The organism is Rhodococcus jostii NBRC 16295 (assembly GCF_001894825.1).
Classification (GTDB): domain Bacteria; phylum Actinomycetota; class Actinomycetes; order Mycobacteriales; family Mycobacteriaceae; genus Rhodococcus_F; species Rhodococcus_F jostii.
In genome coordinates, this window is record NZ_BCWY01000102.1 from 19144 (window position 1) to 29929 (window position 10786).

Consider the following 10786-nt stretch of genomic DNA (forward strand, 5'->3'; position numbering starts at 1 on the left):
CGGGGGGACGGCGGGTATCGGCGTCACAATCGAGACGGCGTCGTGGAGCGGCCGTCGACTACGTCCTCGGTGGTAGCGCGGACTCCACCGTGACCCGGTCGTATCGCCGGGTGTCTTTCGCGTCGAAGTAGTCACCGCCCTTGCGTTTCGCGTCGTCGGTTCCCCAGTCCCGGTGGTGCGGAACGGGCTCCATGCGGGGAATGTGCTTGCGGCAGTGAATGTATGCCTCTTCGACCGCCACCATCACCCACCGCTGCGGGATGCGTCCCGGCGCGCAGTCGCCCGGTAGATCCGGGAGTGCGGAGCGCAGCACCTCGTCCTCGACGATCCGCGCCGCGCCGTTGATATGCAGCCCGATCAGATCGTGGACGAAATCGACGAGCACGAGTCCGACGTGCGGGTTCTCGGTGATGTTGCCGAGACTGGCCATCACCCCGTTGCCTCGGTACTCGGGGTAGGCGAGGGTTTTGGGGTCGATCACGTGCAGGAATCCGGGTGCGCCGGCGCGCAGGCTGTTGTCACATTCGCCGGCCGCGTCCGCGGTGGCGACAAACGCGATCTCCTGGCGGCCGACGAAATCGATCATGGCCGGAGTGAGATGGTCGAGCACCTGTTCGGTATAGAACCGGACGGCACGCTCGACGGTGCCGTACCGATGCTGGAGGTGTCGTTCTCCGGCGCTACCGATCTGCCTCATCTGTCTCTCCATTACGGTTCGGCATCATTGGCCGGTTCACCCTACGGGACACACGCGGGTGCGTCGCGCCGCGCAACAACACCGGGGGAGGACTGCAACGCGGGCGATCCTGGGGCGGGCATCGGTCGGTGACCTGGGCGTACCGTGAATGGATGAAGACCAAATCCCCTCGAGACGAGCTGGCCCGCCGGCTGGCCGAGCGGGACGAGTTGGTGGTGGAAATCCTCGAACTCGAGGGCGGGCTGGAGAGGGCCAAACGCCGCCTCGACGAGGTATCCGCCGAGATCGACTCGTCCGGGCACATCGAGTAACACTTCTCCCGCGGGGTGTGCAGCACGACCGATGTGGGTGTGTGCCCCGCTCGATCTCGATGACGCCGCGACGGGCGGCACGGCAATCTCGCAGGTCACCGACCGATGCCGCCTCTCGGCGTTCCGAGTCGATGAACGTGGACAGTACGCGGGTCGATGGGATCCGGGGGTTCCCTTTCACCTGCTGCGCACCGGCAAAGTTCCGACTCACCGGAAACGCTCGCCGGGCACCCCGCGGGGGAGGTAGTCGTGCGATGTGAAATGAAGATGCAGGCTGCGGGGGTGATGGCGGAATACTCGGTGTTGGCGCGCCACGGAACGTACGTGATGAGGATCCCCGATGCGCCGGGGCCTATCGGTATTCGTCGGCGAGGGCCCGCAGGAACAGTCGCAGGCTGCGCGGCAGGTGGTAGCGGCCGTCGGGGTCGCGGATGAGTACATCGTGTGCGTCGGCGCGGGTGAGGGCGTTCTCGATCTGTGCGGTCACAACGGTCGCGGGTGCCAGTCGGAGCAGGGCGGTGCGGGCGGGCTGGTCCATACGCTCCCACAGGACGTGGTAACTGAGGTTCGGCGGAGCGGCCGGCACGGTGCCAGGGTGCCAGTAGGTGAAGGTGAACCGGCGGATCGAGGCGGTGCTGGTCGGATCGGTGGTGCGCAGTTCGAGGTTGCGCCACCCGCGGATGCCGCGGTCGTGCAGATCGGCGGCGGTATAGAGGGCTTCCTGGCGGGAACACGCGGTCGGCAGGTCCAGTAGTAACTGGCGCAGTCCCATGCGCTCACGATAGGACCTCCCCGGAAACCAGCCACTGCGCCGGGGACGCGGGCGGGAACGATGGGTCGTCAGCTCGACGTCGCACGGGTCGACCTCCATTGCACCGACCGGCGTGACCGGACTCGTGCCTCCGCGGGCGTCGTGGACACGCCATCGCCCCACAACGTCTGCGCTTTCCGCCGGTCGATGTCAGTTCCCCGGTCTGGTGAGCTGTGGTTTTCCGGTGAGGGCCGGCTACGGATTCCCCCATCCCGTCAGGAGCGTCCGGCGCGGCCATCGCAAGCCGATGTGCCCCGGTTGGTCACCTCATGTGTCGGTTCCGTGGAGCGGTGTCACTTTCCGGATTTCATGCCACGGTCCCGCACGATTGAGGCGAGGAGGCGACATGTCATTCGTGAAGTCCCTGAACCCGCTGCCGCAGTTCGGCATCGGCGGCACCGACCTGGGCATTCCGTTCCGGATGCCCAACGGTCAGATCGGCTTTCTCCTCGGCGACACGTTCGCCGGGACACAGCCCCAGGTGGGGGGACCGAACTGGCGGTCCCCGATGCTGCTGCGCAGTGGCACCCACGATGTGACCACGCCGATCACCTTCGCGTCGGCGGCCCGCAACGCCCGGCAGCTGTGGGACTACGTGCACGACAACCCGGAATACTCCACCATCCTGCCCTGTGACGCGATCTCGATCGGCACCCGGATCTACCTGTGGGTCATGGTCACCCAGGGCCTCGGCAACGAGAAGTGGTGCGAGATCCGGTATTCCGACGACCTCGGTGAGAACTGGACCGACACCGGTGTCAAGTGGTCGACCTCCGTCTACGGCGGTAAACGCACCATGGTCACCTGGGAGAAGGGCGGCGACGGGTTCGTCTACATCCTCTCCACCGGCGGCCTGGCGCGGAACAAGAACGCGATCCTGCACCGGGTCCCGGAGGCGCGGATCGCCGACCCGGCCGCCTGGGTGCCGTGGGGCTGGAACGGCACCTCCTGGGGGTGGGGCAACCCGCCCGGCGACGATCCGACCAAAGGGATCCTGCCCGACCGCACCAAACTGGGTGAGATCTGCCTGCGCCGCATCCAGGGCAACCTGGTGTTCTCCGGCTTCGACGCCGGCGCCTACAACGCGTTCGTCAAGGTCGCGGCGAAGCCGACCGACAACTGGCACACCGCCCCCACCTACCGCCCGGTGAAGGGCTCCTTCTTCGGTGCGGGTGGTCCCGACGTCGTCGACCGGCTCTACGGCTGCTACATCCACCCCGACAGCCGATTCGACCGCACCGGCGGCTTCGGCATGATCGTCAGCCAATGGGCGGCGGACGGCAACCCGTACCGGGCGATGCAATACCGGATCTCCGGCATCACACCGGTGGTGCCGGTCACCAGCACCCCCGTCACTGAAGGGACTACTCCGATGGCCTTCCGCTTCGTGCCCGTCGCCAACGGCAACAACATCATCTCCTCCGGATTCCGGACACCCCAACGCCCGGATCACAACGGCATCGACTTCGCCGCCCCGCTGGGCGAACCGATCTACGCCGTCGAGGAGGGGGTGGTGGTCCGCTCCGGACCGGCCTCCGGGTTCGGGAACTGGATCGTCATCGACCACCAGCCCACCGCCCACGTGGACACCGTCTACGGCCACATGCGGGCCGCGGACCTGCTCGTGTCGGAGGGCATGTTCGTGCGCGCCGGCCAGCAGATCGCCCGCGTCGGCACCGAGGGCGACTCCACCGGCCCGCACCTGCACTTCGAGGCCTGGACCTCCCCCGGCCGGTTCGGGGGCGCCCCGATCGACCCCCAACCACTGCTCGTCGGCGCCGCCAACCCACCCACCGGCACCATCGACCCGACCACCGGCACCTTCTACGGGGTCGACATCTCCAACCACCAGGGCAACTTCGACATCGCCGCCACCAAACGCGAGGGGTTCTCCTTCATGGCGGCCAAGTGCACCGAGGGCGACTTCTTCAAGGACTCCTTCTGGCCCCGCAACCGGGACCTGATGCAGCAGCACTTCCCCGGCCTGTTCTGCGGCTACCACTTCGCCCGCAACGGTGACCCGATCGACGCGCAGGTCGCCAACCTCACAGCGCACCTCGGCGACCCGACCATCCCGGTCATGATCGACTACGAGGACCCCGACACCCGTGGTAGCGGAGCCAACCTGCGCGCCCTGGTCGATGCCATCCACGCCGCCGGCCTGCGGGTGTGCGCGATCTATCTGCCCCGCTGGTACTGGCAAGGTCACATGGGATCCCCGCCGCTGAACAATCTCCCCCCGCTGTGGAACTCGCACTACGTCACCGCGTCCGGGTACGCCTCGGTGATCTACCCCGGCAAAGGATTCGCCGGCTGGGCCAACTACACGCCCGGCGTCCCGGTCGAGATCCTCCAGTTCTCCGACCAGGGGCAGGTCGCCGGCCGGCTGGTCGACGTCAACGCCTACGAGGGCACCCTGGACGGCCTCCGAACCCTGTTCAGCGGCGCCCCCGGCGAACTGAGCGTCGACGACTGCGTCCTCGACTTCTGGCTGCAGCTCCTCGGCCCCGCCGGTGCCGGCTGGCCCCAACTGAACAACCGGTCCGTCGTCGACGCGCTCGCCGAGATCGGCCTGCACCAAGGGGTTCCCGGGATGGCGCCACCCCCGGCCGGGGCGGCGCCCGCCCCGCTGCCCGCCGGCACCGCGGACCGCGCCCGCGACGTCTTCGATCAGATCCGCGGCCCGGACGGCCACGGCTGGAATCAGCTCGGGAACCGGTCGCTCGTCGACGCCATCGCCGCACTCGCCCACCAACTCGGGGTGCCCGGGTACTGAACACACACGGCGCACCCCCGAAACCCCACGCGAAGGGGATACCGGGTGCGCGGCGCCGGACAGGGCAGACGCGGTGGGGCGCGCACGGACGGGACACGGAGCGAGAAGGGAAGCTCGTGTGCTCACGCACCCGATGGCGCCGCGGCACCCCTCGCCACCGACGACGGACCCCACCGCCCCGCGCTCCCCGTCCGACACGACGATTCGCCGGACGCGGGCGGGGCGGGCCTCGGGTAGGGGACCGACCCGGCGTACGGTCCACAGGGTGGCGCGACAATCCGCGAGAGCTGCCTGGCTGCTCGCCGCGATCGTCCTTGCGGGGGTCGGGTGTACCGCGCCCGACTCCGGTTCGACAACGACCGCCGCTGCGCCATCGGCTGACCAGCCGCACTCGGCGTCGGTGTCCCCACCAACCGCACCGGCGGCGTCGTCGGTCGTACCCGATGTGCCGCAACCCTGCCGGGCATCGGATGTGACTGCCACGGTGGGACAAAGTTCCAGCGCCGCCGGCAGTGTCGGGTTTCCGATCATCTTTACCGCTGCGAGTGCACGAACCTGCGAGCTCGACGGATTCCCCCGGGTCTCCTACGTCACCGGCCGGGACGGCGAACCCGTCGGTGCCTCCGCGGTACCCGAGGGGCAGCGGCCACCGGGACCGGTCCGGGTGGGCGTCGCCGAGCCGGCGTCCGCACTGGTCGTGGCGGTGAACGTGCGCAACTACGACGAAGACCTCTGCGGTCCGGTGGCGGTAGCCGGCCTGCGGGTCTACCTGCCGGGAGACGAAGTCCCTCTCCATCTCGAGCGCCCGGGTACCGCCTGCAGCCGACCCGAACCCGTCACCACCCAGCTCCGGGTGGGCCCGGTGGTACCGGGCACCACGGGCCAATGATGGGCGCCGATCCGCTCTCCGCACGTGCTCGCCGACCATCATCGATCCCTGTGCAACCTCTCTGCGGCGGGCGAGCGGCCCTCGGCAAGGACATCGGCGACGCACCCACGTGAGCTTCCTCACATAACGGCCGGGTAACGGAAGGGCAACGGATCGGCGATACCCGTGTCTCGTCGTCACTAGCTGGGAAGGGTCTCTGCGCGTCCAATGGGGTCCCGCAACAGGGGAAGACACACCGCGTTATCAAATGGTGACATTGCGGCCTCGGCCCGTTACCGTCGTCACCGGCCGAGGAAACATCGGCCACATCCGGCCCGCCGCGCCAAGCCTCGTCCCGCGGGTACCGGAGTCCCGACGAAGCATTCCAGGGACGAGGACGGGGGACCCAAAAGTCCTCCAGGGAACGCGAGTTTCCGGGAAGGACACCGGCCCGAATGTGCCTCGCGCACTCGGATCTTGGGGTGAAGCCAGACCCTCTCCAGCCAGGAGCGGCGAGGCCGGGCGACCTCTCAGCCCGAACCCGACAGCTGACCTCGCAGGCGCGTGTGGAGAGGATCTCGACCACTATGAGCGGACGCCATCGCAAGCCCACCAACACCGGTCGCACCGTCGCCAAGGTCGCCGTCACCGGCGCCATCATGGGCGTCGCCGGAGCAGCCTTCTCGGGCACCGCGAACGCGGCACCCGACTCCGACTGGGACCGCCTCGCGCAGTGTGAGTCCGGCGGAAACTGGGGCATCAACACCGGAAACGGCTTCCAGGGTGGACTCCAGTTCTCCCCGAGCACCTGGAACGCACACGGTGGAAACCAGTACGCGGCCACCGCCAACCAGGCGACGCGTGAACAGCAGATCGTCGTCGCCGAGAAGGTCCTCGACTCCCAGGGCTGGGGCGCATGGCCGTCCTGCTCCTCGAGCCTCGGCCTGAGCAGCGCACCCACCCAGCGCAACGCCCCCGCGACCGTGCCCGAGGCCCCCGCGGCACCGGCACTCCCCTACCTCACGGGCGGCGTCCCCAGCACCAACGGCACCTCGCAGTACGCCGGCGTCGTCGACAGCGCGATCGAGGCCGCCAAGGCTCAGGGCATCGCGATCGATCCCCAGATCCTGCAGCTCATCGACGCCAACAAGGGACTGCTCCCGCAGTAATCCCCTGTACCTCACGGAAGAGGGGCCCTGCACCGATCCGGTGCAGGGCCCTCTTCTGTCGTCGGGTCAGCGGTTGATCACGGTGTGCGGATGCGCATACGGCAGCGACTCCGCCGGTCGCCTGTCGACGCCGATGGATTCTTGGGCTGTCAGCCCGCGGATGAGCCTGGCGGTGGGGCCCGACCTGGAAGGGTCACGCACTGTTGCTTCGAGCACGCCGGTCAGATTTTCGGTTTCCCTTGGCCGAGGCCCCCGGGCGGTCGCGTCTCTATGTCGTTGCTGGACCTGGCCGAGTCAGCCCTCCCACGCGTTCCCGCGGCATCTTCCGTTCCAGCTCGCCGTGCTCGACGAGCTGCAAAGTCAGAGGGAAGACGTGTCGGCGAAGGCATCGACACTGATGATCGTCAGTCCAGTGCTGGGCAAGGTGCCGGCGCTGGCGATGTATAGACGAACAACGGTCCCACTCTTGTTTTCCCACATGACCTGGGCTGTGGGTGGGAAACTGTGACCACTGGGCGGCGGTGTCCGACCGTCCCCGGCAGCAGAGGTTTCACCTGACGTTGCCTCGCTGCTGTCTTCAGAAGAGAGGTCAGGGCCAGTGACCGACACCAATTTCGACGAGGTCGGGCCGATCGACTACCTGGTCGTGGAATTCCCCGCCGACCACCCGCCCGACGGCTCCGCTCTTCCGCTGTTACTCGACCTGGTCGAGCGGAACATCATCCGGGTGCTCGACCTGGTCTTCGTCCGGAAAAATGCCGACGGTTCGCTCGCCGGGATCGCCGTCGAGGATCTGGGTTTCACCGGCACCGTCGATGTGACACTGTTCGCCGAGGCATCGTCGGGCCTGATCGACCGCGACGACCTCGAGCAGGCAGGCGCTGTCCTCGAACCGGGCTGCGCGGGAGCGATCCTCGTCTACGAGAACCGCTGGGCCGCACCATTCGCCTGCGCGCTGCGCCGGGAAGGCGCCCAACTCGTCGCGTCGGGGCGAATACCCGTCCAGGGCATCCTGGCGGCGCTCGATGCCCTCGCCGCCCCCACCGAACCAGTGTGAGGAGCACATCATGCCCGGACTTCTCCGCGGAATTGCCCGCACCGCCGTGGTCGCGGGAACCGCGACCACCGTGTCCAACCGGGTCTCGCGGCGGCAAGGCCGCCGCTGGGCCGCGGACGAACCGCCGCCGCCGGCCGCGCCCGCGCAGCCGCCCGCCCCACCGCCCGCAGCCGGTGTCGACCGTCTGACCGCCTTGAAGCAACTCGGTGAGCTGCACGATCAGGGGGTTCTCACCGACGACGAGTTCAACACCGAGAAGGCCAAGATCCTGGCCTCCTGACCGGAGAATCACCGAGTGGACGGAACACCCACCATGGACAGTTTCTTGGAGTTCTTCTGGTTCATCTTCGTCTTTTACTTGTTCGTGGCCTACCTGAGAGTGTTGTTCGCGATCATCACCGACCTGTTCCGGGACCACCAGATGTCCGGGTGGCTCAAGGCGCTGTGGCTGCTGTTCTTGTTCCTGATCCCGTTCCTGTCGGCGCTGATCTACCTGATCGTGCGCAATCAGGGCATGACCGAGCGGTCCGCGGCGGCCTTCGGGCAGATCAAACAGGCCCAGGACACCCATATCCGGGAGGTCTCGGGCAAGTCCCCGGCCCAGCAGATCGCCGACGCCAAAGCGCTGCTCGATTCGGGGGCGATCACCCCGCAGGAGTTCGAGACGCTCAAGAGCACAGCACTGACCTAGTCGCTGCGAACGCGGGGCGCGGGCGCAGGCGTACCCCGGTGTCGGCGTCCGCCGCCTCGTGGCGGCCGGGTCAGTCGCCCGCCGCAACGCCACGGCCAGGCGGACGATGCAGGGATCTCTCCGGCCTGTACCGATCGGGTCCTCTGATCACGATGCGGCACGCACCCTCCCGGAACGGCACTCCGGACAGTTTGCGGGACAGAGACTTCCGGAACCGAAAACGGTGATCCTCGCCGGGCCGATCGCACCCCGGTGGGTGATGAGGGGTGCGATGATGAGATATGCGCCGCCATCGTTGGCCGGCCATCGCGCCGCCTGCAGATCGGGGTCTTCGCGTGCACGCGCCGATGCCGATCGCGGCCGAGACAGACCTGACCCTCGAACTGTCGACGGTCACTGCGTTCGCGTCCGGGTTGCTGCTGCAACTGGCGCTTCGGGTCACCGGGATCCGCGCCGACTTCGCCCGCTACGAAACCCGTTCCCTGACCGACCCGCACGACTGGTCGGCGCGGTGGTCCTATCTGACGGTGCTGGTCCGCGTCGACGACCGCGACGGACCCGCCGACGCGATTCACCGGAGCGAACCCCACTGCGGCGAATCCGGTCCGTATCGGACGACGCCGCTGTATTGGATCGGCGCCTACTCGCGGACCGGGTCGCTGACCGTCACCACCAGCTGGAGCGAGATCGGACTTCACCCCACCTCGATCATCGTTGCTCTCGGCCCCAGCCCGTTCCCTACCGCCTCCGAATCCGGTGCAGGAAGGTAGCGGTCACAGTCACAGCCACAGCCACTGCCATACACCCGGCCGCATCACCGAGCCACCACCGGGGACCACCAACTCGTCCCGATCATCAGCGGCGCAGGTGCATTGAATGCCTCGGTCCGAGCATCCAGAGTCGATCCCTATCACCCGGCCGTGTACCGAGAGCGCGGTCTCCGCCGTGGAACCCCAGGTAATGGGACCCGAAACGTGTTCCTACCAGCCCGGCCGGGCGGACAATAAGTGGCATGGACGACCGCGAAGAACATGACATCGACGTCGTCCGAACCCGACTGATGCAGCGCTACCCGGACCTCGGCCCCGAGGTGGTCGAGGATCTGATCGAGGCCGCGCTCGGTCGGTTCGAGGGGTGTCGCGTTCGGGACTTCGTCCCGCTGCTGGTCGAACGGGCCGCCACGCGCACACTCGATGCCACGGACAGCCGTCCAGCGACATCTGCGGCACCGGTGCTCACCCCTGAACTTTTCCCCGCCCCACCGGTCACGATCAGCATCCGGGGAGCGCGGCGGATTTTCGCCCGTCGCACACCACGCCTGTCGTAACCGGTGACAAGAGAGGACGAGGCCCGGGAGCGGGAAACCGGAGAGGGCGGCCGTCCACCACACCCCGAATGAACGTGATTCTCATCGTGAGAGAAGACCGGAGGATCTGACTACCACCGTGGGGGATGCCGTCACCCCACCGGTTGTCCGGGGTCGGCGTCGAGGAGTTCGTGTCCGAACCGGCCTGCCGGACCACCATTCGTCCTGCAGCAACACTGATTTCTGTCCGCTGATTCTTCGTGCTTGCGCAGGGCCACGGTGCCGGAATCCGGGTTCTCCCGCGAATACAGCACGCTGCGGCGGACAATCGGCGTACCGACAAATCGAAGCTTCGGGGAGGACCGGCCATGTCCGATCGCAGCGTGGGGGAGGGCCCAGCGAGGTCCGAGTATCCATCGACCAAACAGAGTTTCGCGGCCGGCACGTCCATGTTCGCGGCCATCATCATGGTCACCGTCGGCTTCATCCAGTTCTGCCAGGGCATCGCCGCGGTCGCCGACGACGAAGTGTTCGTGCGCGGGATCGACTACGTCTACAAGTTCGACCTCACCACCTGGGGCTGGATCCACATCGTCCTCGGCGCCCTCGTCGCGATCGTCGGCCTCGCCCTGTTCACCGGCGCCGGCTGGGCCCGGGTGTCGGCCATCATCGTCGCCGCGATCTCGATCCTGGCGAACTTCCTATGGCTGCCCTACTACCCGGCGTGGTCCCTGCTGATCATCGCCCTCGACGTCGTCGTCATCTGGGCTGTCTCGACATGGAACCCGGAGCCCAGGCTCCCCACGACGACTACGCCAGGAGCGCGGCGCACCTCGCCCTGAGGCTTCACCGATCGGTTCCGAGTTCTGCTTGTCGAAAACCGCCGGCAAGGCCGGCGGCACCTCCACATAACAGTCAGGAACGCGAAGCGGCCACGTTCGTCTCCGAATTCCTCACCCCGAAAGGCTATCCGGGAGAGATCCCCTCGCTGCTGCGATCGGCTCTCGCTGGGGCAGAGGAGAATGGCCTGACCCCTCGAAGGAGTTGGCATCAATGCTTCGGATACCTCGTCCGAGGCTCCGGCTTCCCCTGGGAGGGGG

Annotated in this window: 12 protein-coding genes and 1 riboswitch; of the genes, 10 read left to right on the top strand and 2 right to left on the bottom strand. The window is 67.6% G+C overall.

Annotation, left to right across the window (positions count from 1 at the left end; all coding sequences use genetic code 11):
- Nucleotides 1-58: 58 nt before the first annotated feature.
- Entirely contained in the window at nucleotides 59-697 is a 639-nt protein-coding gene (locus RJ1_RS38215; protein ID WP_073368614.1) for a pyridoxamine 5'-phosphate oxidase family protein, read from the bottom strand.
- A 152-nt stretch (nucleotides 698-849) separates the two neighbouring features.
- Between RJ1_RS38215 and RJ1_RS47035 the strand changes: the two genes are divergently transcribed.
- Entirely contained in the window at nucleotides 850-1008 is a 159-nt protein-coding gene (locus tag RJ1_RS47035; protein WP_162850294.1) for a hypothetical protein, read from the top strand.
- Nucleotides 1009-1360: 352 nt separating this feature from the next.
- On the opposite strand, the gene RJ1_RS38230 is transcribed toward RJ1_RS47035, so the two are convergent.
- Nucleotides 1361-1780, bottom strand: a complete 420-nt coding sequence (locus RJ1_RS38230) for a hypothetical protein (protein WP_073368621.1) — start codon at nucleotides 1778-1780, stop codon at nucleotides 1361-1363.
- A 385-nt stretch (nucleotides 1781-2165) separates the two neighbouring features.
- Here RJ1_RS38230 and RJ1_RS38235 point away from each other — a divergent pair, with 385 nt between their 5' ends.
- The 9 genes from RJ1_RS38235 (at nucleotide 2166) to RJ1_RS38275 (ending at nucleotide 10528) form a co-directional block, all read left to right on the top strand.
- Nucleotides 2166-4595 carry a DUF4185 domain-containing protein gene (locus RJ1_RS38235; protein WP_073368623.1) on the top strand — a complete coding sequence of 810 codons (2430 nt, stop codon included), beginning with the start codon at nucleotides 2166-2168 and terminating at the stop codon, nucleotides 4593-4595.
- Nucleotides 4596-4728: 133 nt separating this feature from the next.
- Nucleotides 4729-5484 carry a DUF4232 domain-containing protein gene (locus tag RJ1_RS48285; protein ID WP_255284941.1) on the top strand — a complete coding sequence of 252 codons (756 nt, stop codon included), beginning with the start codon at nucleotides 4729-4731 and terminating at the stop codon, nucleotides 5482-5484.
- 342 nt (nucleotides 5485-5826) lie between these two features.
- A riboswitch (cyclic di-AMP (ydaO/yuaA leader) is annotated at nucleotides 5827-6042 on the top strand.
- A gap of 8 nt (nucleotides 6043-6050) precedes the next feature.
- On the top strand, nucleotides 6051-6632 hold the full coding sequence (locus tag RJ1_RS38245) for a transglycosylase family protein (protein WP_073368627.1): 582 nt from the start codon (nucleotides 6051-6053) through the stop codon (nucleotides 6630-6632).
- Between the two features lie 598 nt (nucleotides 6633-7230).
- Nucleotides 7231-7689, top strand: coding sequence for a DUF6325 family protein (locus RJ1_RS38250; protein WP_073368629.1), 459 nt, complete (start codon nucleotides 7231-7233; stop codon nucleotides 7687-7689).
- A gap of 10 nt (nucleotides 7690-7699) precedes the next feature.
- Nucleotides 7700-7969 carry an SHOCT domain-containing protein gene (locus RJ1_RS38255; protein ID WP_073368631.1) on the top strand — a complete coding sequence of 90 codons (270 nt, stop codon included), beginning with the start codon at nucleotides 7700-7702 and terminating at the stop codon, nucleotides 7967-7969.
- Nucleotides 7970-8002: 33 nt separating this feature from the next.
- The gene (locus tag RJ1_RS38260) at nucleotides 8003-8380 is read left to right on the top strand and encodes an SHOCT domain-containing protein (RefSeq protein WP_073368633.1); all 378 of its coding nucleotides are present in this window, start codon (nucleotides 8003-8005) and stop codon (nucleotides 8378-8380) included.
- Between the two features lie 281 nt (nucleotides 8381-8661).
- Nucleotides 8662-9150: a hypothetical protein gene (locus RJ1_RS38265; RefSeq protein WP_073368635.1), complete on the top strand. Its 489-nt coding sequence runs from the start codon at nucleotides 8662-8664 to the stop codon at nucleotides 9148-9150.
- Nucleotides 9151-9392: 242 nt separating this feature from the next.
- Complete coding sequence (locus RJ1_RS38270; protein WP_073368637.1) at nucleotides 9393-9707, top strand: three-helix bundle dimerization domain-containing protein; 315 nt, start codon at nucleotides 9393-9395, stop codon at nucleotides 9705-9707.
- Between the two features lie 347 nt (nucleotides 9708-10054).
- On the top strand, nucleotides 10055-10528 hold the full coding sequence (locus tag RJ1_RS38275; protein ID WP_073368639.1) for a DUF7144 family membrane protein: 474 nt from the start codon (nucleotides 10055-10057) through the stop codon (nucleotides 10526-10528).
- Nucleotides 10529-10786 lie beyond the last annotated feature (258 nt).